At 49.6% G+C, this 21521-nt stretch carries 18 protein-coding genes; 16 read left to right on the forward strand and 2 right to left on the reverse strand.

Annotated features, from left to right (window positions below; all coding sequences use genetic code 11):
- Positions 1-47 precede the first annotated feature (47 nt).
- On the reverse strand, positions 48-3563 hold the full coding sequence (gene rne / locus SPM24T3_RS15910) for a ribonuclease E (RefSeq protein ID WP_037378861.1): 3516 nt from the start codon (positions 3561-3563) through the stop codon (positions 48-50).
- Between the two features lie 605 nt (positions 3564-4168).
- On the opposite strand from rne, the gene rluC reads away from it, so the two are divergent.
- Positions 4169-5125 (forward strand): 23S rRNA pseudouridine(955/2504/2580) synthase RluC, encoded by a 957-nt coding sequence (gene rluC / locus SPM24T3_RS15915; protein ID WP_009637816.1) that lies wholly within the window; start codon positions 4169-4171, stop codon positions 5123-5125.
- A 66-nt stretch (positions 5126-5191) separates the two neighbouring features.
- Here the strand turns inward: rluC and SPM24T3_RS15920 are convergent, their stop codons facing one another.
- Positions 5192-5797 carry a nucleoside triphosphate pyrophosphatase gene (locus tag SPM24T3_RS15920; protein WP_009637817.1) on the reverse strand — a complete coding sequence of 202 codons (606 nt, stop codon included), beginning with the start codon at positions 5795-5797 and terminating at the stop codon, positions 5192-5194.
- 141 nt (positions 5798-5938) lie between these two features.
- On the opposite strand from SPM24T3_RS15920, the gene yceD reads away from it, so the two are divergent.
- The 15 genes from yceD to SPM24T3_RS24310 all read left to right on the forward strand — a co-directional run.
- Positions 5939-6463 carry a 23S rRNA accumulation protein YceD gene (gene yceD / locus SPM24T3_RS15925; RefSeq protein ID WP_009637818.1) on the forward strand — a complete coding sequence of 175 codons (525 nt, stop codon included), beginning with the start codon at positions 5939-5941 and terminating at the stop codon, positions 6461-6463.
- A gap of 12 nt (positions 6464-6475) precedes the next feature.
- Positions 6476-6643, forward strand: coding sequence for a 50S ribosomal protein L32 (rpmF, locus tag SPM24T3_RS15930; protein WP_002210931.1), 168 nt, complete (start codon positions 6476-6478; stop codon positions 6641-6643).
- 64 nt (positions 6644-6707) lie between these two features.
- Positions 6708-7754: a phosphate acyltransferase PlsX gene (gene plsX, locus SPM24T3_RS15935; RefSeq protein WP_009637821.1), complete on the forward strand. Its 1047-nt coding sequence runs from the start codon at positions 6708-6710 to the stop codon at positions 7752-7754.
- 6 nt (positions 7755-7760) lie between these two features.
- Positions 7761-8714, forward strand: a complete 954-nt coding sequence (locus tag SPM24T3_RS15940) for a beta-ketoacyl-ACP synthase III (protein ID WP_009637822.1) — start codon at positions 7761-7763, stop codon at positions 8712-8714.
- Positions 8715-8814: 100 nt separating this feature from the next.
- The gene (gene fabD, locus SPM24T3_RS15945) at positions 8815-9744 is read left to right on the forward strand and encodes an ACP S-malonyltransferase (protein WP_009637823.1); all 930 of its coding nucleotides are present in this window, start codon (positions 8815-8817) and stop codon (positions 9742-9744) included.
- A 13-nt stretch (positions 9745-9757) separates the two neighbouring features.
- Entirely contained in the window at positions 9758-10492 is a 735-nt protein-coding gene (fabG, locus tag SPM24T3_RS15950) for a 3-oxoacyl-ACP reductase FabG (RefSeq protein WP_009637824.1), read from the forward strand.
- Positions 10493-10644: 152 nt separating this feature from the next.
- Positions 10645-10881, forward strand: a complete 237-nt coding sequence (gene acpP, locus SPM24T3_RS15955) for an acyl carrier protein (RefSeq protein WP_009637825.1) — start codon at positions 10645-10647, stop codon at positions 10879-10881.
- Positions 10882-10982: 101 nt separating this feature from the next.
- Positions 10983-12224 (forward strand): beta-ketoacyl-ACP synthase II, encoded by a 1242-nt coding sequence (gene fabF / locus SPM24T3_RS15960; RefSeq protein WP_009637826.1) that lies wholly within the window; start codon positions 10983-10985, stop codon positions 12222-12224.
- Between the two features lie 146 nt (positions 12225-12370).
- The gene (gene pabC, locus SPM24T3_RS15965; protein WP_009637827.1) at positions 12371-13177 is read left to right on the forward strand and encodes an aminodeoxychorismate lyase; all 807 of its coding nucleotides are present in this window, start codon (positions 12371-12373) and stop codon (positions 13175-13177) included.
- Positions 13178-13228: 51 nt separating this feature from the next.
- Positions 13229-14233: an endolytic transglycosylase MltG gene (gene mltG, locus SPM24T3_RS15970; RefSeq protein WP_037378830.1), complete on the forward strand. Its 1005-nt coding sequence runs from the start codon at positions 13229-13231 to the stop codon at positions 14231-14233.
- A complete protein-coding gene (gene tmk, locus SPM24T3_RS15975) occupies positions 14223-14873 on the forward strand; it encodes a dTMP kinase (RefSeq protein ID WP_009637829.1) in 651 nt (216 codons plus the stop codon). Before mltG ends, tmk begins: the two co-directional genes overlap by 11 nt.
- The gene (gene holB, locus SPM24T3_RS15980) at positions 14870-15844 is read left to right on the forward strand and encodes a DNA polymerase III subunit delta' (protein WP_009637830.1); all 975 of its coding nucleotides are present in this window, start codon (positions 14870-14872) and stop codon (positions 15842-15844) included. Before tmk ends, holB begins: the two co-directional genes overlap by 4 nt.
- Positions 15845-15894: 50 nt before the next feature.
- Entirely contained in the window at positions 15895-16689 is a 795-nt protein-coding gene (locus SPM24T3_RS15985) for a metal-dependent hydrolase (protein ID WP_009637831.1), read from the forward strand.
- 388 nt (positions 16690-17077) lie between these two features.
- Positions 17078-18511 carry a PTS glucose transporter subunit IIBC gene (ptsG, locus tag SPM24T3_RS15990; RefSeq protein ID WP_009637832.1) on the forward strand — a complete coding sequence of 478 codons (1434 nt, stop codon included), beginning with the start codon at positions 17078-17080 and terminating at the stop codon, positions 18509-18511.
- Between the two features lie 372 nt (positions 18512-18883).
- On the forward strand, positions 18884-21521 hold a 2638-nt coding region (locus SPM24T3_RS24310), incomplete at its 3' end, for an inverse autotransporter beta domain-containing protein (RefSeq protein ID WP_009637833.1).

Raw genomic sequence — 21521 nt, forward strand, 5'->3', positions numbered from 1 at the left:
AAAAACCCGCCATTGGCGGGTTTAATAGTTTTGAATCTAGCGTCGATTTACTGTGGCATTTCTGGCTTGGTTGCCGGAGCTGTCGCAGTGGTTACCGCGGCATGACCGCCGGCAGAACCTTTACCATCGAAATCATAGGCTGGGCGAACCCAGTCACTGAAACGAGGCGGCTCGGCTACGTAGACGGCAGCCGGCGCTTTAGTCATCGGCGCAGTCGCATGATGCTTGAAGCGAGGCTGTGCATCGCTTGATGCTTCAGTTTTTGCTAAGGATTCAACCGCTTTTGGCTCAGCGACAGACTGCTCCACGACAACCGGTGCTGGAGACGCCGGAACTTCAATTGCCGGTGCCTGAGCTTCAGTTGCCTGAATACCTGCAACTTCCAGCTTAGCCGAGGCTTCTTCTGGCTGTGCCTGAGGCTTGGCTTCTTCAACCACTGGCTGGGCCGTTTCTGCTACTGGTTCAACCGTAGCTGGAGAAGCGATAACTTCTTCAACTTTAGGTTCAGCAGCCGCCACTGGTTCCACAACAACTGGTTCCACAACAACTGGCTCAGTAGGAGTGGGTGCCGGAATTTCAGCATCAGCGACTTCCAGAGTCGCGGGCTCAACCACGTGAGGTTCAGCGGCTACTGCAGTTTCGGCTTTAATAGCTTCACCTTCCTGCTCAATAACCTGCTGCGCTTCTTCGAAGGTCAGGGCAGCTGACTTGACTGGAGTCTCAGCAATTGGTGCCGACACTGCCGGAGCAGTTTCAGTTACCGGAGCAACCACTGTCGCGGCTGGAGTATTTTCCTGCGCAATGGCAACCTGCTCAGTCAACACTGCTGCCTGAACCACTGGCTCGTCGTGGCGCTGAGTTTGTTCGGTCTGCGACTGAACGTGTTCAGACTGCACTATCGGATAAGAGATCCACACTTTACCAGACGCCATCTCTGGAGAGACAAACGCACCCGCCAACGGCATCGGCGACTGAGTCGGGTAACGCTCATCACGGTAACGACGACGGCGTTGGCCACTGACGCGCAGGTGACGCGGAGAACGACGTGAGCGGCGTGGCATACCGTTTTCACGGTTGTTGTCCTGCGCATCGTCGGTATCTGCATCATTAGTCACTTCAAGAGGTTGCGCAGTATCAGATACTTTTACGTCTGCGGCTTTTGGCTCGGCAGGACGCTCAACCGGTTTAACGCCGGTAATCAGCATCTGTGCAGCATCTTCAACGTCCTGGTCAACTTCAGCGGACTCGAAACGAATCTTCTGGTTAAGCGGACGACGTTGGCGACGGTGAGAAGGCATGCGATCTTCTTGCTCTTCTACGGCGACAACCGGTGCTGCTACAACTTCTTCAACGACAACTGCTTCAGCAACTTTCTCTTCCTGCTGATTTTTGCGTTTGTCATCATTACGTCGACGTGAACGATCGCCACGTTCGCGACGAGGCTGCTGTTCTTCGCGAGCTCCAGCGTTTTCAACATCCTGAACTGCGGTTTCTGCAACAACAGGCTCTTGATTACGACGGTTGCGACGCTGATCTTCGCGTGGCTCGCGGGTATCGGTACGAGTATCGTTGCGTTCCGTGCGGTCAGAACGTTCGTTACGACTATCGGTACGGTTTTCACGGTTATCGCGATTGTTGTTGCGATCTCCGCGTTCACCACGTTCACCGTTGCGATCGCGACGAGTGCTCTGACGACGCTGATTGCGGCGCTCATTGTTACGGCGATTTTCAGTTTCTGCCGCGGTTTCCGGCTGGACCTTAACTTCTTCAACCGGTTTCGCTTCAGGCTGAGGCTCTGAGGCAAACAGATTTTTCAGTCCACCAAACAGTTTGCTCATAAAACCAGGTTTAGCGACGGTAGCCGAAGCCGCAGGTGCGGTGTTCACTGAGGCAGTGCGAGTTTGCGCAGGTTGCGCTGCGGCCGCTGGCTGCTCGTAAGCTGCCGGAGGCGCTTCTGCTGGCAGCGCGAAGGTCGCCAGAGCCGGTTGCTCGGGACGTTTACGCTCGGCTGGCAGATCTTCAGAAGGTTGCAGCATTTCAGCTTCGTGCAGCTGAGGCAGCAGGTAGCTCAGAGTTGAAGACTCTTCACCCTTGCGCACGCGCAATACGTGATAGTGCGGAGTGTGCATCTGGTCGTTTGGCACGATAACCGCGCGAACGCCGCCCTGACGCTTCTCGATAGCGTTTACCGACTCACGTTTTTCGTTAAGCAGATAAGAAGCAATCGGCACTGGCACGATAGCGTGAACTTCTTTGGTATTTTCTTTCAGTGCTTCTTCTTCGATGAGACGAAGAATAGACAGAGAAAGGGATTCGTTATCACGGATGGTACCGGTGCCGCTACAGCGTGGGCAAACGTGATGGGTAGATTCACCCAAAGATGGGCTCAGACGCTGACGTGACATTTCCAGCAGGCCAAAGCGGGAAATGCGACCAATCTGGATACGTGCACGGTCCTGACGGACAGCGTCGCGCAGACGGTTTTCAACTTCACGCTGGTGGCGAACCGGGGTCATATCGATGTAGTCGATGACGATCAGGCCGCCGAGGTCACGCAGACGCAGCTGACGAGCAATCTCTTCTGCTGCTTCAAGGTTGGTATTGAACGCTGTTTCTTCGATATCGCCACCGCGAGTTGCGCGAGCGGAGTTGATGTCGATAGCCGTCAGGGCTTCGGTAGTATCAATAACGATTGAACCACCGGAAGGCAGGCGAACTTCACGCTGGAAGGCGGATTCGATCTGCGATTCGATTTGATAGTGACTGAACAGCGGGATCTCGCCGACGTACGGCTTGATTTTGCTGCTGAAATCAGGACGGCCCAGCGCGGCAATGTGCTCTTTTGCCAGTTCGAGAACCTTTGGGTTGTCGATCAGGATTTCGCCGATATCCGGACGCAGATAGTCACGGAAGGCGCGAACGATTACGTTGCTTTCTTGATGGATAAGGAACGGAGCAGGGCGGCCTTCAGCGGCTTTCTTGATGGCATCCCAGTGTTTAATACGGAAGCTCAAGTCCCACTGCAGCGCGTCTGCGTCCTTGCCTACACCGGCGGTACGCACGATGAGACCCATGCCATCAGGGAGTTGCAGGGAAGACAGAGCTTCTTTTAATTCGGTACGGTCATCACCTTCAATCCGGCGGGAAATACCCCCGGCACGTGGATTATTAGGCATTAACACTAAATAGCTGCCGGCCAGACTGATAAAAGTAGTCAGTGCTGCGCCTTTGTTACCACGTTCTTCTTTATCAACCTGAACAATGACTTCCTGGCCTTCGCGCAGAACATCTTTGATGTTTGGACGACCATGGGAAGAATAATTGCTGGGGAAGTATTCGCGGGCGATTTCTTTGAGAGGGAGAAAACCATGTCTTTCCGCACCATAATCAACAAATGCTGCTTCAAGGCTAGGTTCTATGCGGGTGATTTTACCTTTGTAAATATTGGCTTTTTTCTGCTCATGCCCAGGACTTTCAATATCCAGATCGTAGAGCCGCTGTCCATCTACAAGAGCAACGCGCAACTCTTCTTGCTGAGTTGCGTTAATCAACATTCTTTTCATCTTTAACTTACTCGTTATTTTTGCATTATTGTCAGAACTGCGGGCAAAATAACCTCTATGACCGGATAAACCGTTGGCCCCGAGTCTTCTCGCATAGTCGTCAACCTCCCGGTTGTCGCCTGCATAGGGGCGCATTATTTCGGTAAGTCTGCTTTTGCCGGGTAAATAACCACAGCTTTGTGAAAACAGTACTTTTAGTAGGGGAATAGCCTCTGATTATAAGTAGACAGATCTCATTCCATTTGCCGGCCAAGCTGCAACCCGCAGCCCGCTAATTGCTTGATTTCACATTACGTCTTACGCCATTGCTGCGTTTTTGTGCGATCAGGCAAATCTATAATTCCAGCGTTTTCCCTAAGTTCAAGAGAATCAACGCGGAAGTGACTTCATTATTCCATTGCTGGCACTGATATAGCAAGGTGACTTTTAAGTGAAGGTAAAGTTTATTTAGCACCATTGGACGCTGTTACCGTGCCTTTATTCTCCAAAAAATCGCCGCTTTCAAGTAATCCTCTACAGTTGCTGGTAAACTTAGAGTTAAGCACAGAAAAATCTGCGGCGCGAACCCCGCCTTTAATATTTAGAACCATCTAGAATCATGGCCAATGAAAACTGAGAATCCAACTGTACAATTAATCCCCATTACCGATGAAGAAGCGGGTCAAAGAATTGACAACTTTTTGCGCACTTTCCTTAAAGGTGTGCCGAAGAGCATGATTTATCGCATTTTGCGTAAAGGGGAGGTTCGCGTTAACAAAAAGCGAATCAAGCCGGAATATAAATTATTGGCGGGTGACGAGATTCGCGTTCCTCCGGTTCGGGTCGCCGAGCGCGAAGAGGGTCAGGTTTCTGCCAAGCTCGACAAAGTCGCTGCATTGGAACACTGCATCCTGTTTGAAGACGATCATCTGCTGATCCTCAATAAACCTTCAGGAACGGCAGTTCACGGCGGTAGCGGTTTAAGTTTTGGCGTCATTGAAGGGCTGCGGGCGCTGCGTCCCGATGCGCGTTTCCTGGAACTGGTTCACCGCCTGGACCGCGATACTTCCGGCGTTCTGCTGGTAGCCAAAAAGCGTTCCGCGCTGCGTTCTCTGCACGAGCAATTGCGCATGAAAACCATGCAAAAAGATTACCTAGCATTGGTTCGCGGCGAGTGGCAGTCGCACTGCAAGGTTGTACAGGCACCACTGCTGAAGAATATTTTGCAAAGCGGTGAACGTATTGTTCGTGTCAACAGTGAGGGTAAACCTTCCGAGACGCGCTTTAAAATTGAAGAAAAATACGCTTTCGCGACACTTATAAAGGCCAGCCCGGTTACCGGACGTACTCACCAGATTCGTGTACACACGCAGTATGCTGGTCATCCGATCGCTTTTGACGATCGCTACGGCGACCGCGAATTTGATGCACAATTGGCAGGTGCCGGTATCAATCGCCTGTTCCTGCATGCCGCTGCGCTGCGTTTTGAGCATCCGGCCAATGGCGAAACGATGCGTATCGAAGCGCCGCTCGAGCCAAAATTGCGTAATGCTTTAATCAAGCTGCGTAAAAGCGCTAAATAAATTCAGCCGGGCCATTTCCTGCCCAGCAAGATAAATCGAATACAAAAGCGCCGCAGGGCGCTTTTTTTATGCCGGTTGGTTGAGTGGATTAATGCCGTGTTCTCGCAGCAGAGCCAGAAGGGCGATCAGCGGCAGACCAATCAGCGTGTTCGGATCGCGGCCATCGAGTTTTTCGAACAGGCTGATACCCAATCCTTCGCATTTAAAGCTGCCAGCACAGTCATAAGGCTGTTCCAGTTGTAAATATCCAGCAATTTCTTGCGAACTTAAAGGACGAAAATGCACGTCAAAAGTTTCGCAAAGCGTCTGTACCTTGCCGCTATCACTGTCGAGCAGACTCAGGCCGGTATAAAATCGCACCTTTTTGCCACTTGCCTGCTCGAGTTGGGCACAGGCCCGTTCAAAAGTGTGAGGTTTGCCGAGGATCTTCGAATCGATCACACAGACTTGATCCGATCCAATAATAAGATGGCCGGGGAAATTTGCCGCCAGCGCGTGCGCCTTTTGCGCCGATAAGCGACAAACCAGATCCTCCGCCGACTCTTGCTCGTGCGGCGTTTCATCAATATCTGGCGCGGCGCAGCTGAATTTTAGCGTGGTTTTTTCAAGGATTGCGCGACGATAGGCCGAGGTAGAGGCCAGAAGGATCCTTTTTTGGGTCATTGTTTGCATAATTTTTTTCACAAAGCATGGCGTTATTGAATCACACATTTTAAACTGTCCGCCGCTGAGGAAGCGAATATTGGTGAAAGGAGCAGTAAAATGCCCTTTTTCTTTGACTCTATGTCGTTACAAAGTTAATATGCGCGCCCTATGCAAAAAGTAAAATTACCCTTGGCTGTTGATGCCGTTCGTACCGCCCAAAAGCGTTTAGATTACATTGGAATCTATGACGCTGAACAGGTGACGCGTGTTGCAGCATCAGTAGTCAGTGTGGATACTGAAGTTCAAACCTCTTTGTCGTTTGATATCGACAATCAGCGTCTGGCCGTTATTAAAGGTCAGTCGGATGTCACCGTTACTCTGGAATGTCAGAGATGTGGCAAGACGTTCGAGCATCAGGTTCACACAACATATTGTTTTAGTCCTGTTAAGAACGATGAACAGGCTGAGGCATTACCGGAAGCGTACGAGCCGATTGAAGTCGACGATTTTGGCGAAGTTGATCTGCTGGCAATGATTGAAGACGAAATTATTCTTTCACTGCCTGTCGTTCCGGCACATGAATCTGAACACTGTGAAGTGTCCGACGCGGAAATGGTATTTGGCAAACTGCCTCCCGAGGCAGAGAAACCGAATCCGTTTTCCGTATTAGCAAGTTTAAAGAAAAGTAATTGAGGAGTAAGGTCCATGGCCGTACAACAGAATAAACCAACCCGTTCTAAACGTGGCATGCGTCGTTCACACGATGCTCTGACCACCGCCACTTTGTCTGTTGACAAAACTTCTGGCGAGACTCACCTGCGTCACCATATCACTGCCGACGGTTTCTACCGCGGTCGCAAGGTTATCGGCTGATTTCTTACTTGCTAACTATTTACTTGATAACATTAAACTTGTTAAGTAATAGCAAGGCGATACCTTGAAACGTCTGACCATCGCGTTAGACGTTATGGGCGGGGACTTCGGTCCTTCCGTCACAGTGCCTGCTTCATTGCAGGCACTGACCTCTAATCCTGAACTCAATCTTCTTCTTGTCGGCAATCCCGATGAAATCACACCCCTGTTGGCTAAAACCGATCCTGCCTTACTGGACCGGATAAAAGTTATTGCCTCAGAGTCAGTGATTGCGAATGATACCCGAGTTTCTCAGGCCCTCCGCGCCAGCCGTGGCAGCTCGATGCGCATTGCGCTTGAGTTTGTTAAAAGCGGCGAGGCACAGGCCTGCGTCAGCGCCGGAAATACCGGTGCATTGATGGGATTGGCAAAATTGGTTATAAAGCCTCTTGAAGGCATTGAGCGCCCGGCGCTGATGACCGTGTTGCCGAATCAGCAGCGCGGTAAAACCGTGGTGCTTGATCTGGGGGCAAACGTCGAATGCGACAGCCGTATGCTGGTGCAGTTCGCCGTAATGGGATCGGTCATGGCCGAAGAGGTTGTCGGCACAGTTAACCCGCGTGTCGCCCTGCTGAATATCGGTGAAGAAGAGTCCAAGGGGCTTGATAACATTCGAGAAGCAGCCGCAATTTTAAAAAACATACCCGTAATCAATTATATCGGCTATCTTGAAGGCAATGACCTGTTAACCGGTAAAACTGATGTTATGGTGTGTGATGGTTTTGTCGGTAATGTCACACTGAAAACTATGGAAGGTGTGATCAGGATGTTTTTGTCGTTGCTTAAATCCTCTGGGGAGAATGGCAAGAAGTCTTGGTGGATGCGATGGTTTGGGCCAGCTTTGCAAAGAATAGTTCAAAAAAAATTAGCAAAGCATTTCAAACATTTAAACCCCGATCAGTATAATGGCGCAAGTTTGTTAGGATTACGCGGCATCGTGATAAAAAGCCATGGCGGAGCAAATCAGCGGGCGTTTGCTGTAGCTATCGAACAGGCTGTTCAGGCGGTGCAGCGGCAGGTTCCCGAGCGGATTGCCGCGCGCCTTGAGGCTTTATTACCCAAGAGTGACTGACTGTACATGTATACAAAGATTCTCGGTACGGGGAGCTACTTGCCCGTACAAGTTCGGACTAACGCCGACTTAGAAAAAATGGTTGAAACCTCGGACGAGTGGATCGTAACGCGCACAGGTATTCGTGAGCGTCGCATTGCTGCGCCGGATGAGACTGTAGCCACAATGGGCCTGACCGCTGCTGAGAGAGCGCTGGAAATGGCAGGCGTCGATAAAAACGACGTTGGATTGATCATTGTTGCCACAACCTCGTCTTCCCACGCCTTCCCGAGTTCTGCCTGCCAGATTCAACACCTGCTGGGCATCAAAGACTCGGCATCGTTTGACCTGGCTGCGGCTTGCGCAGGGTTTACCTATGCGTTAAGCGTTGCAGATCAATACGTTAAATCGGGAGCCGTCCGTTATGCGCTGGTTATCGGTTCTGACGTGTTGTCCCGCAAGCTCGATGAAGACGATCGCGGCACCGTTATCCTGTTTGGCGACGGCGCAGGCGCAGTGTTGCTGGGCGGTTCGCAAGAACCTGGCATCCTTTCTACTCATATGCACGCCGACGGTCATTACGGTAATCTGCTGAGTCTGGAATATCCAAACCAGAAAACCCCTGAGCAATCTGCCTATGTCAAAATGGCCGGTAATGAAGTATTTAAGGTAGCCGTAACTGAACTGGCACATATCGTCGATGAAACTTTGCAGGCCAATAATATGGACCGCGAACAGCTCGACTGGTTAGTGCCTCATCAGGCAAACCTGCGCATTATCAGTGCCACAGCCAAGAAATTGGGCATGGGCATGGATAAAGTTGTAGTGACCCTCGATCGTCACGGTAATACTTCAGCGGCGTCTGTGCCTACTGCATTTGATGAAGCCGTTCGCGATGGACGCATCCAGCGTGGACAATTAGTGCTGCTTGAGGCCTTTGGTGGCGGTTTCACCTGGGGCTCTGCATTGGTTCGTTTCTAATTTTTGCGAACCTGATCAAACTTTTGACTCAACAGAGTGCTGCTGATTCAACAGGGCTTTGTTGTTTTCACGGATTAGCAAAATTTTACGGGATAAGTAAATGACCAAGATTGCTGTAGTTTTCCCCGGGCAAGGCTCGCAGGCGTTGGGAATGCTTTCTGACCTCGCGACCGCGCATCCGATCGTAGAAGCGACCTTTGCTGAAGCTTCTTCAGTTCTGGGCTATGATTTGTGGCAGCTTGTTCAGCAGGGCCCGGTCGAAGAATTAAACAAGACCTGGCAGACTCAGCCTGCCTTGCTGGCGGCGTCGGTAGCAATCTGGCGCGTTTGGCAGCAGGAAAAAGGCACCGAGCCAGCATTAATGGCCGGTCACAGCCTGGGTGAATATTCTGCGTTGGTTTGTGCCGGTGTTCTGGATTTCAAACAGGCAATCAGCCTGGTTGAGCTGCGCGGCAAACTGATGCAGGAAGCGGTTCCTGAGGGTACGGGCGCAATGTACGCCATTATTGGTCTGGATAACGCCTCTATCGCCAAAGCCTGTGAAGAGTCCGCCGAGGGCCAGGTCGTAGCTCCGGTAAACTTTAACTCTCCGGGCCAAGTAGTGATTGCGGGTAACAAAGAAGCCGTTGAGCGTGCTGGCGCAGCATGTAAAGCCGCTGGCGCCAAACGCGCACTTCCATTACCGGTTAGCGTTCCCTCGCATTGTGCATTGATGAAACCAGCGGCAGATAAAATGGCCGTTGCGTTACAAGACGTCAGTTTCAGCCAGCCACAGTATCCCGTTGTCAACAACGTAGATGTCAAGGTTGAGACTTCTGCCGAAGAAATTCGCAGCGCACTGATTCGTCAGCTTTACAATCCGGTTCGCTGGACTGAAAGCGTTGAATACATGGCACAGCAAGGCGTGGAGCAGTTAGTTGAGGTGGGTCCGGGTAAAGTATTGACTGGATTGACCAAACGTATTGTTGACACCCTGACTGCGGTTGCAGTGAACGATACTGCAAGCTTGTCAGCGGCGCTTGAACAATAAAAAGAGGATAATAATGAGCTTCGACGGAAAAATTGCTCTGGTCACTGGCGCAAGCCGGGGTATTGGCCGAGCTATTGCAGAGAAACTGGTTGCCGGTGGCGCACGTGTTATTGGCACCGCGACCAGCGAACAAGGTGCTGAAGCTATCAGCGCCTATTTAGGCGAAAACGGCAAAGGTATCGCTCTCAATGTGACTGATTCTTCGTCAATTGAACAATTATTGGCGACGATTCGTGCTGAATTTGGCGAAATTGACATTTTAGTCAATAATGCTGGCATTACCCGTGATAACCTTCTGATGCGCATGAAAGATGACGAGTGGCAGGATATCCTGGATACTAATCTGACTTCTGTGTTTAAGCTGTCAAAAGCGGTAATGCGGGCTATGATGAAAAAGCGGTTTGGCCGAATCATCACCATTGGTTCTGTTGTTGGAACCATGGGTAACGCAGGGCAGGCGAACTACGCGGCGGCTAAAGCCGGTTTGATTGGTTTTAGCAAGTCTTTGGCGCGTGAAGTTGCTTCACGCGGCATTACTGTCAACGTCGTGGCTCCTGGCTTTATTGAGACGGACATGACAAGGGCGTTGACAGATGATCAACGTGCAGGCATTTTGTCATCAGTTCCAGCCAACCGGTTGGGCGATGCAAAAGAAATTGCCAGCGCTGTTGCATTTTTAGCCTCTGATGAGGCCAGCTACATCACTGGTGAGACTTTACATGTCAATGGCGGCATGTACATGATCTGATAATCACTAGGATTCTGCTTATTTGGCTTTAAATATAGTCAAATAATGCAAAATAGTGGTTTGACCAGCCGGGATTTAGTTGCATCTTTTCCAACATTTTATACACTACGAAAACCATCGCGAAAGCGAGTTTTGATAGGAAATTTAATAGTATGAGCACTATCGAAGAACGCGTTAAGAAAATCATCGTTGAACAGCTGGGTGTTAAACAGGAAGAAGTAGTTAACTCTGCATCTTTCGTAGACGACCTTGGCGCAGATTCTCTCGACACCGTTGAGCTTGTTATGGCTCTGGAAGAAGAGTTTGATACCGAGATCCCTGACGAAGAAGCTGAAAAAATCACTACTGTTCAGGCAGCTATTGATTTCATCAACAACGCTCAGGCGTAATCGAAACTTTTCTTTTTATAAGTTTTGATAGTTAGGCGGTCAATTGACCGCCTAAGTTTTTTTTGTCCCACGGTATTTTTTTCCCTCCCTGGAGGATATACGTGTCTAAACGTCGAGTTGTTGTGACTGGACTTGGCATGCTTTCTCCTGTCGGCAATACGGTAGAGTCCACCTGGAACGCTATTCTTGCCGGTAAGAGTGGCATTGGCCCTATCGACCATTTTGATACTAGTGCATTCGCAACGCGTTTTGCTGGCTTAGTCAAAGATTTCAACTGTGATGAATACATCTCGCGCAAAGACGCTCGCAAGATTGACCCCTTCATTCAGTACGGTATTGCCGCCGGTGTTCAAGCTATGCGTGATAGCGGGTTTGAAGTCACCGAAGAAAATGCGCCGCGTATCGGTACCGCGATTGGTTCTGGCATTGGTGGCCTGGGTCTTATCGAAGAAGCTCACAGTGCATTGATCCATGGTGGACCGCGCAAAGTCAGCCCATTTTTCGTACCTTCTACCATCATAAACATGACCGCTGGTCAGCTGAGCATCATGTTTGGATTACGTGGACCGAGCATTTCCATTGCCACTGCCTGTACCTCAGGCGTCCACAACATCGGCCATGCCGCGCGCATCATCGCCTATGATGATGCTGATTTGATGCTGGCCGGTGGCGCAGAAAAAGCCTGTACGCCATTGGGTATTGGCGGATTCGGTGCAGCGCGCGCGCTGTCGAAACGCAACGACAATCCTCAGGCCGCAAGTCGCCCGTGGGATAAAGACCGCGACGGTTTCGTGCTGGGCGACGGTGCCGGGATCATGGTGCTGGAAGAATACGAACACGCTAAAAAGCGCGGTGCGAAGATTTATGCCGAAGTTGTCGGTTTTGGCATGAGCAGCGATGCATATCACATGACATCTCCACCAGATGATGGTGCCGGAGCCGCATTATCGATGGAAAATGCGCTGCGTGATGCAGGGATTTTCGCCGCCAAGGTGGGTTATATCAATGCTCACGGTACTTCAACGCCAGCGGGTGACAGGGCTGAAGCTGAAGCAGTTAAATCTGTTTTCGATGCTGATGCGCGTCGCGTAATGGTCAGCTCGACCAAATCCATGATTGGGCATCTGCTGGGTGCAGCCGGTGCTGTCGAGTCGATTTTCAGCGTGCTGGCGCTGCGTGACCAGGCCGTTCCGCCAACCATTAATCTGGATAATCCAGATGAAGGCTGCGATCTTGATTTTGTTCCGCACGAAGCGCGGCAGGTTAAGGGCATGGAATACACCCTGTGTAACTCTTTCGGATTTGGTGGCACCAATGCTTCTCTGGTGTTTCGCAAACTGTAATTAAACGCTTTGCACAGTCAAAGGCCCGATTTCGGGCCTTTTTGCCGTCTGTAGCCTGGCGTGCTGTGCCGTATTGAAAGTAGGAATGATCTCGTGGTATCCATGAGTCGAATACGCCAGTCTGACTGCCGAAAAGGAGAGGAGCGATGTTTTGGATTAACGGGATTGAACAGCGGGTGATTTCAGTGGCCGATCGCGCAGTGCAGTTTGGCGATGGCTGTTTTACCACCGGTTGGATAAAAAACGGCGAGGTGCAGCGGCTTGAGGCGCATATTTCCCGTTTGCAGCAAGCCGTTTCCAGATTGATGATGCCGGAATGTGACTGGCCGGTGTTAATCGATGAAATGCGTCGCGCGGCGTCCAGTTGCCAGCAGGAAGGGGTGATTAAAGTTATTCTTTCGCGCGGCGAGGGTGGGCGTGGTTACAGCAGCGAAGGCTGCGTTGGGCCGACGCGAATTATGTCGCTCAGCCCTTATCCGCAGCATTATCACCGGTGGCGTCAGCAGGGGATAGAACTGGCACCCAGCCCTGTCGCACTGGCGCGCAATCCTCTGCTGGCCGGAATTAAGCATCTTAACCGACTTGAACAGGTGATGATCCGTCGGCATCTGGATATTACCTCGGCACACGAAGCGCTAGTGGACGATACCGATGGCATGCTGATTGAGTGCTGCGCCGCCAATATCTTCTGGCGTAAGGGCAGCAAAGTTTTCACCCCTGACCTTTCACACTCCGGCGTTGATGGTCTTATGCGACAGCACATTATTTCAATACTAAACGATTCACGCGACTTTAGCGTCGAAACAGTGCGAGAAACTCGAGGAGTGCTGGAAAATGCGGAAGAAGTTGTCGTTTGTAATGCCTTGATGCCAATTCTTCCAGTCAGAAAGATAGAAAACTGGCATTATACCGCAGCGAAACTATTCGAGTTTTTACAGCCACGTTGTTGTTGAACAAGCTAATTTGTATTTAAGTGAAAGAATCATGAAAAATAAAAAACCAAAATTTTCGGCATCATTGTTATTGTTCTGCTGGCCTTGACGTTTGCTGGCTATCTTAAAGTCGAACGTTTTGCCGATCGCAAATTAAACATAGTCAAAGAGAAGATTTTTACCTTACCCGCCGGGACGGGAAGGGTGGTTCTGCAAGATATGCTGTATCAACAAAAGCTGATCAAATCACCGACGTTATTTGGTTGGCTACTGCGCGTTGAACCTGAGCTGGGCGAATTCAAGGCCGGCACCTATCGTTTTCCCGAGGGTATGACGGTCCGTCAAATGCTCGAGCTGTTAAAAAGTGGCAAAGAAGCACAGTTCAATATTCGTTTCGTCGAAGGTTTCCGCTTACAGGACTGGATGCAAGAGTTGCAAAAAGCGGGTTATCTTAAGCATGATCTGACGGGTAAAACCGACGATGAAATCGCCACGGCACTGGGCATGAAAGATGCTAAAAACGCCGAGGGCTGGTTGTATCCGGATACCTACGCCTACACGGCAGGGACCAGCGATTTGTCACTGCTGAAACGTTCGCATCAGCGGATGGAGAAAACGGTCGATCAAATCTGGAAAGACCGCGATACTTCGCTGCCTTACAAAACGCCAACCGACATGCTGACCATGGCCTCGATCATTGAGAAAGAAACGGCGATCAAAGATGAACGTAAAGAAGTTGCTTCGGTATTTATCAATCGCCTGCGTATCGGTATGCGACTGCAAACTGACCCGACGGTGATTTACGGCATGGGTGACAGCTATAAAGGCACTATCAGCAAGAAGGATCTTGAGACCGCAACGCCGTATAATACCTACGTGATTGATGGGTTGCCGCCTTCGCCGATTGCGATGCCGAGTGAGGCGTCTATCGAAGCCGCAGCTCATCCGGCGAAAACCGATTTTCTTTATTTTGTCGCTGATGGCAAGGGTGGGCATACCTTTACTACCAACCTCGACAGCCATAACAAGGCAGTGCGCGCGTATCGCGACCTGATGAAAAACAAGAATGAAAAGTAGTTTTATCGTTATTGAAGGCCTTGAAGGGGCGGGTAAAACCACTGCGCGAGACGTTGTGGTAAATACTCTGCGCGAGCAGGGCATCACCGATATTCAGTTTACCCGTGAGCCGGGCGGTACCCCGCTGGCCGAAAAGCTGCGTGATTTAATCAAAAACGGCATAGAGGGTGAACAGCTTACAGATAAAGCCGAAGTGCTGATGCTGTATGCCGCACGGGTTCAGTTAGTTGAGAACGTAATCAAACCAGCGCTGGCCCGAGGTTCCTGGGTGGTTGGCGATCGTCATGATCTCTCTTCTCAGGCCTATCAGGGCGGAGGACGGGGTATTGATAATCAGCTAATGACCTCCCTGCGTGATACCGTACTCGGAGATTTTCGGCCGAACCTGACGTTGTATCTTGATCTCTCACCGGTGATTGGTTTGCAGCGCGCCCGCGCCCGTGGCGAGTTGGACCGAATCGAGCAAGAGTCGCTGGCATTTTTTGAGCGTACTCGCGCGCGTTATCTGAGCCTGGCCAAAGAAGACTCGAGCATCAAGACTATCGATGCTTCACAAACAATCGAGCAAGTCAGTTGCGCTATTCGCCAGACTTTAATCGACTGGATTGCACAGCAACGCCAGCAGGAAACTCAGGGATGAATTGGTATCCCTGGTTAAACGGCCCTTACCGGCAGCTAGTGGCTCAATATCAGGATGGACGCGGTCATCACGCGCTGCTGATGCATGCTGCCAAAGGCATGGGCGAAGATGCGTTGGTCTATGGCCTGAGCCGCTGGTTGCTGTGTCAGCGTCCGGAAGGGGAAAAAAGCTGTGGCAAATGTCATAGCTGCAACCTGATGATTGCTGGTAACCATCCTGATTGGCACGTACTGACACCAGAGAAAGGCAAAAACAGTCTCGGTGTCGAACCTATTCGCCAATTAATTGAGACGCTGTACAACTATTCTCAGCAGGGCGGGGCTAAAGTCGTTTGGTTACCCCATGCCGAGCTGCTGACCGAAGCGGCGGCCAATGCGTTGCTTAAAACGCTGGAAGAGCCGCCGGAGCGCACTTATTTCCTGTTGGGATGCCAGGAGCCGTCCAGGCTATTGCCGACCCTGCGTAGCCGCTGTTTTTATTGGCATTTAACGACACCCGATGCTGCACTTGCCAGTCAATGGATTGCCCGCCAGCTACAAGTCGCGCCACTGGCTATTCAAACAGCACTCAGGCTGGGAGAGGGTACGCCGTTGGCCGCGCTGGAATTACTCCAGCCCGAACGCTGGAAACAGCGCGAACAGCTTTTTCAGCAACTAACCCTCAACTGGCAACAGCGTGATTTACTCTCACTGCTGCCACAGCTAAATCATGACGACGCCGCCGATCGCCTATTTTGGCTTTGTTCGCTGCTGCTGGACGTTATTAAAACTCAACAGGGTGCCGGACATTACACCATTAATCTCGACCAGCAGCCGTTGATTGCTCAGTTGGCGAGCGGCCTGGGCAATTCGGCTCTGCAAAAAGATCTGCAAGGGTGGATGCACTGCCGTCAACAGCTTCTCGGCATCGTGGGTGTTAATCGCGAGCTGCTGCTCACCGAACAGCTACTGGAATGGGAACATTCCCTGTAGAGCGTTCTCTGTAAAACTGAAATTTATCGAAAAATTAAAGAGTTAATATTATGTTTCTAGTCGATTCACACTGTCATCTCGACAGCCTTGATTATCAGACGCTGCACAGCGGTGTAGACGACATGTTAGAGAAAGCCCGTGCCCGCGATGTGAAGTTTATGCTGGCGGTGGCCTGTACGTTGCCTGGTTATCGCGAAATGGCTGAGCTGATTGGCGATCGCCCTGAGGTGGCATTCTCCTGCGGTGTGCACCCGCTGAATATTGACGGTGGCTATGACTTTGACGAGCTTCGCAAATTGGCCGCCGATTCGCGCGTTGTGGCGATGGGTGAAACGGGTCTTGACTATTTTTATCAGAAAGAAGAGTTTCAACAAAAATTGCAGCAGGATTCGTTCCGTCATCACATTCGCGTGGGGCGCGAGCTTAACAAACCCGTGATCGTGCATACTCGCGATGCTCGTCAGGATACGCTAGACATTCTGCATGAAGAAAAAGCCGGTGAGTGTGGCGGCGTATTGCACTGCTTTACGGAAGATCGCGCAACGGCGGAGATATTATTAGACCTCGGTTTCTATATCTCTTTCTCCGGAATTGTAACTTTCAGAAATGCCGAGCAGTTGCGAGAAGCGGCGCGCTATGTGCCTATGGATCGCCTGTTGATTGAAACCGATTCACCGTATCTGGCGCCAGTACCAAACCGTGGCAAAGAAAACCAGCCTGCTTATGTTCGTGACGTTGCTGAATATCTGGCGGTATTGAAAGGCGTGAGCCTGGAGACACTGGCAGAAGCCACCACAGCCAACTTTGCGCGGCTGTTCCACGTCGACTCAGCACGTTTGTGTTAATTAACTCAGTAATATTTCACGCCTCGTAATAATCTTCCAAACGCTTCTCATACTCGGAAGCGTTTAGCCTATTCCCCTCACTTTCCCGCGAAAACAGAACTGCTTTATTGATATTAAGAAACTTTTCCGATTGGATTAGACGTTTTTTTAACAAAACGTGACTGTCATCAATTATTATTGCCGCGATTTATTTTACCCTTCGTAAAAATTAAAAGGGGCAAATATATGTCCCGCCCGCCGCGGTTAAAAATGCCGCAGCAACAGGGTTGATAGCACCAGCTAAAAACCCTGAGAAGTAGATACTCCATTATTATCAGTAGCAGCGTTTGGCGTTGCACGCTGATGAATACGGGAGTATCACGCACCATTACTCAGGAGCACTCCCAATATGTTCAAGAACGCGTTTGCAAACCTTCAAAAGGTCGGTAAATCGCTAATGCTGCCCGTTTCCGTATTACCTATCGCAGGCATACTGCTGGGTGTCGGTTCCGCAAACTTTAGCTGGCTGCCAATCGTAGTTTCACATGTTATGGCCGAAGCGGGTGGGTCAGTTTTCGCCAATATGCCGCTGATATTTGCCATCGGCGTGGCGCTAGGTTTTACTAATAATGACGGCGTATCTGCGCTGGCGGCGGTGGTTGCCTATGGAATTATGGTGAAAACCATGGCCGTAGTTGCCCCGATGGTTCTGCATTTGCCTGCAGAAGAGATTGCCAGTAAACATCTGGCCGATACCGGCGTGTTAGGCGGAATTATTTCCGGCGTCATTGCCGCCTACATGTTTAATCGTTTTTATCGCATCAAGTTGCCTGAGTATCTGGGATTCTTTGCGGGTAAACGCTTTGTACCGATTATCTCGGGCCTGGCAGCAATCTTCCTTGGCGTAGTGCTTTCCTTTATTTGGCCGCCGGTGGGTAGCGCAATTCAGACTTTCTCCCAATGGGCTGCTTATCAGAATCCGGTGGTGGCGTTTGGTATTTATGGCATCGTAGAACGCGCGCTGGTGCCGTTTGGTTTGCATCACATCTGGAACGTGCCTTTCCAAATGCAGGTCGGTGAATACATTAACTCTGCGGGTCAGGTCTTCCACGGCGATATTCCGCGTTATATGGCGGGCGACCCGACGGCGGGTAAACTGTCCGGTGGCTTCCTGTTTAAAATGTATGGTTTACCAGCCGCTGCTATTGCGATTTGGCATTCCGCCAAGCCGGAAAATCGTGCCAAGGTTGGCGGTATCATGATTTCCGCTGCGTTGACCGCCTTCCTGACGGGGATTACCGAGCCCATCGAATTTGCGTTTATGTTTGTTGCGCCGATTCTCTATGTCATCCATATGATTCTGGCCGGATTGGCATTCCCGATTTGTATTTTGCTTGGCATGCGTGATGGCACCAGTTTCTCTCACGGTTTAATCGACTTTGTGGTTCTTAGCGGCAACAGCAGCCGTATCTGGCTGTTCCCGGTGGTTGGCATCATTTATGGTCTGGTTTATTACACCATTTTCCGCGTGCTGATTGTCAAACTGAACTTGAAAACGCCGGGTCGTGAAGACACCATTACGACTCAAACGGCACAGGGTGGCAGCGAGATGTCTGCTTCACTGGTTAAAGCCTTTGGTGGCAAAGAAAATATTACCAATCTTGATGCCTGTATCACCCGTTTGCGTGTTAGCGTGGCCGACGTTTCCAAAGTCGATCAGGCCGGTCTCAAACAGCTGGGTGCCGCGGGAGTGGTGGTTGCTGGTTCAGGCGTACAGGCTATCTTTGGCACCAAGTCTGACAATTTGAAAACCGATATGGACGACTATATCCGCAATAATTGATTAGCATGCTGATATTGTTTTAGAAAGTGAAATGAAAGAGGAGACTTCGGTCTCCTTTTTTTATTTCTCCCGCTTGTTGTTTTTATCTAAAAACTTTTCCTTTGTTTTTTTAAATAAAAATAATAACTCTTATGAAAATAACTCAATGTCTATCTGTTTCTTAAAAGCACAAGATTATTATTCGGTTTAGAGGTAATCTATAACCTCTTGGCATTAAAGATGTCTTGGCTGTTAAATAAAACTTAATTTAAAGTAACTCCTTTTTTTATTTAAAAGGGTTATTGTCTCGTTTTTATTTATTTTAATGGGTGTAGTTGATTTTAATAATTTAATTATTTTTTGATTAACATTACCTTTGAGAAGGAAGGCGACATGGATATGTCTAATTATCTTATTTATTTAAAAGAAATTAAAAAGCATTCAGCTACCAAATGGGTAGTGGTTGTTATTTTTTTAATTATCTCTCAATGCATCGTTCTGGCCCCAGTAAACGCATCATCAAATATACTGCCGCAATTGTCTGCTAAAGATGAAAATTTATTGAATAAAGATGAGGGCGAGAATGAAAGTGCGGCACCGCCCATTACAAGGTTTCTGGAACAGATAGGCCCGTCTTTAAATGACGAGACTTTATCACAGCACTTGTCTTCAAAAGCTGTTGGCCTGGTTAACAGTCAAACTTCACGACAATTAGAACAGCTGTTGTCTTTTTCTAATAGCAAGGCAAGGGTCAGCCTTAACAGCGGTCTCGACGGCAAAAGCCGTTTTGAACTCAAGCTTGACTACTTTAATCCCTGGCTAGAAGGAGATAAATATACCCTTTATTCACAGCTAAGTTCTTACCGCTGGAATGAGCGAAATCAATTTAATATTGGTATTGGTTATCGCTACAACATTAATGAAGGACTGATACTGGGAAGTAATATATTTTTCGATCAGGACCTGACGCGCAGTCATAACCGTGTTGGTTTGGGAGTCGAAGCATGGGGAGAGCGGATAAGAAGCTCGTTGAATTACTATTTACCGCTGAGCGGTTGGAAGAAATCCAATGATGCGCAGTTTAATCCGGATCCTGTACATCAAGCTCTTTTCGAGCGCGCAGCCCGAGGTTGGGATGTCAACCTTGAGGCGCTGATATTCAAACCGCTGTCTGCAAAGATGACTTGGTTCCAGTGGTACGGTAGCGAAGTTGACGCTTTAGGCACTCTCGATCGTGTGAGTAATAACCCTTTTGGTTTAACACTGGGCCTAAACTGGCAGCCTATTCCGTTACTGGGATTTGCCATTGAAGAAACTTTATTGAGTGACCGGTTCCACGAATTTAAAGTTGCGATGAATTTTACCTGGAACTTTAATGAGAGCATGCAGCAGCAGCTCGATTTTGAAAGGGGACAGGCAATCAGTGCCTTGTCGCTATCACGCCATGATTTTGTCACGCGAAATAATAATATTGTTCTGGAATATAAGAAAAAGGAAATTATTCGCCCCCTCTATTTTAGCCCTGACCACCTGACGGTAAAGGCAGGAAGCGCAAGAATAGTTAATCCTGTCAAAGGTGGCTATGGCGGAGTAATGCAATACACATCCGAATTGGAAAATATCGTTCAGGTTGAATTAAACAGTGGATATCTGACGCCTCTAAAGCGTGGTGAAACGAAAATTCGTGCGCAGGAGTTTCAGCAAGGCTGGTGGCAAACACCGGTTAATCACGCTTTTTATAAAGTAACCGTTCTTCCAGGTGATATTCCGCCCACGGCAACACAAATTGCTATAACCGGTTCTGTTGAAGTAGGGGAGACGTTGACAGCAAATTATCTGTTTGTAACTAATGAGGGAAATGATGAAATTGAAACAGGTTCACCTGTTGTCTGGTTTTATGAAAACGATCCTACGACACCATTAAGCCAGAATTTACACTATAAATTAAGAGCTGAAGATCGCGGTCATACTATTATTTTCCAGGTAACGCCAATGAATAAGGATAAGTTATCAGGAAACCCTGTGAAATATAGTGTAAAAGTCCCCGGTTTAAGTTTGAACGATCTGTTGATTGCCAGAGACAATACTCGATTTGGAAATGATGAAACCATAGTTTTCCCACAGGCCAGCACGGGACAACTACGAATGTCCGCTACGGTAAAAGATAGCCATAATAAACCTGTTGCTAATGTGCCGGTATATTGGCACCAGATAAATTCAGCGCTGGGAAGCATTATCAATCATGAAGGCCTAACAGACGGCAATGGAAAGGCCATTATTCGTTACGAGGGAATAACGGCTCCAGGAAAGGACACGATTACCGCTAGTTTGCAGCCATATGTCGCGAATATGCCATCTTCATCCATCTCATTGGAAAATTCGCTATCTCGTAATATTAGGATTGAGTTTTCGGCTGGAATCATTGAATCGCTACCAGCCTTGACACTCAACGTTGGAGACAGCAAAACCATTATTCCAAAAGGGGGCATTGTTGGTGAAAAGTATCAGTTTTCCTCTGAAAACGCTGACATTGTTGCCATAGACCAAGGGCAGCTCAATGCTAAAAAAGTGGGCGTAACAGAGATCATCGTTTCGCAGAATCCAACGGCAACAGTGAATGCTCCTACACCAGTCAGATTTGCCGTTAGCGTGAGCAGACGATTATCGGCAGAACTTTATGCCAATCCTGTAATAGTAGAATTTGGCGCGGAGAAACAGCGGCTGGTAATCGACGGCGGCAACGGCGGCGAATTGAGCTACCGTTCGCTTGACGAGAAGGTGGTGAGTGTCAGCGCCAAGGGTGAAATGAGGTTCGTGGGCGCAGGCAACACAAATATTGCCGTGAGTCAGGCGGCAACGGCGACAGAGGACGCGCCTGCGGAGGTGACCGTCGCGGTGACTGTTAAAAAAGTCGCCGGTAATGCGCTGCAGGTGAAGGCGCTGGCGCTGAAAATCGACGGGGTCAGGCCGATCGAGGTGACCGGCGGCAACGTCCGAGCGTTCAGCTACCGCAGCAATGACGAGAAGATTG

The sequence above is a fragment of the Serratia sp. M24T3 genome, assembly GCF_000257645.1.
Lineage (GTDB): Bacteria > Pseudomonadota > Gammaproteobacteria > Enterobacterales > Enterobacteriaceae > Rouxiella.

Excerpts from the sequence above, each read along its gene's own strand:
- rne (WP_037378861.1), bottom strand. The coding sequence starts at position 3,563 with ATGAAAAGAATGTTGATTAACGCAACTCAGCAAGAAGAGTTGCGCGTT.
- rluC (WP_009637816.1), top strand. The coding sequence starts at position 4,169 with ATGAAAACTGAGAATCCAACTGTACAATTAATCCCCATTACCGATGAA.
- SPM24T3_RS15920 (WP_009637817.1), bottom strand. The coding sequence starts at position 5,797 with ATGCAAACAATGACCCAAAAAAGGATCCTTCTGGCCTCTACCTCGGCC.
- yceD (WP_009637818.1), top strand. The coding sequence starts at position 5,939 with ATGCAAAAAGTAAAATTACCCTTGGCTGTTGATGCCGTTCGTACCGCC.
- rpmF (WP_002210931.1), top strand. The coding sequence starts at position 6,476 with ATGGCCGTACAACAGAATAAACCAACCCGTTCTAAACGTGGCATGCGT.
- SPM24T3_RS15940 (WP_009637822.1), top strand. The coding sequence starts at position 7,761 with ATGTATACAAAGATTCTCGGTACGGGGAGCTACTTGCCCGTACAAGTT.
- fabD (WP_009637823.1), top strand. The coding sequence starts at position 8,815 with ATGACCAAGATTGCTGTAGTTTTCCCCGGGCAAGGCTCGCAGGCGTTG.
- fabG (WP_009637824.1), top strand. The coding sequence starts at position 9,758 with ATGAGCTTCGACGGAAAAATTGCTCTGGTCACTGGCGCAAGCCGGGGT.
- acpP (WP_009637825.1), top strand. The coding sequence starts at position 10,645 with ATGAGCACTATCGAAGAACGCGTTAAGAAAATCATCGTTGAACAGCTG.
- pabC (WP_009637827.1), top strand. The coding sequence starts at position 12,371 with ATGTTTTGGATTAACGGGATTGAACAGCGGGTGATTTCAGTGGCCGAT.
- tmk (WP_009637829.1), top strand. The coding sequence starts at position 14,223 with ATGAAAAGTAGTTTTATCGTTATTGAAGGCCTTGAAGGGGCGGGTAAA.
- holB (WP_009637830.1), top strand. The coding sequence starts at position 14,870 with ATGAATTGGTATCCCTGGTTAAACGGCCCTTACCGGCAGCTAGTGGCT.
- SPM24T3_RS15985 (WP_009637831.1), top strand. The coding sequence starts at position 15,895 with ATGTTTCTAGTCGATTCACACTGTCATCTCGACAGCCTTGATTATCAG.
- ptsG (WP_009637832.1), top strand. The coding sequence starts at position 17,078 with ATGTTCAAGAACGCGTTTGCAAACCTTCAAAAGGTCGGTAAATCGCTA.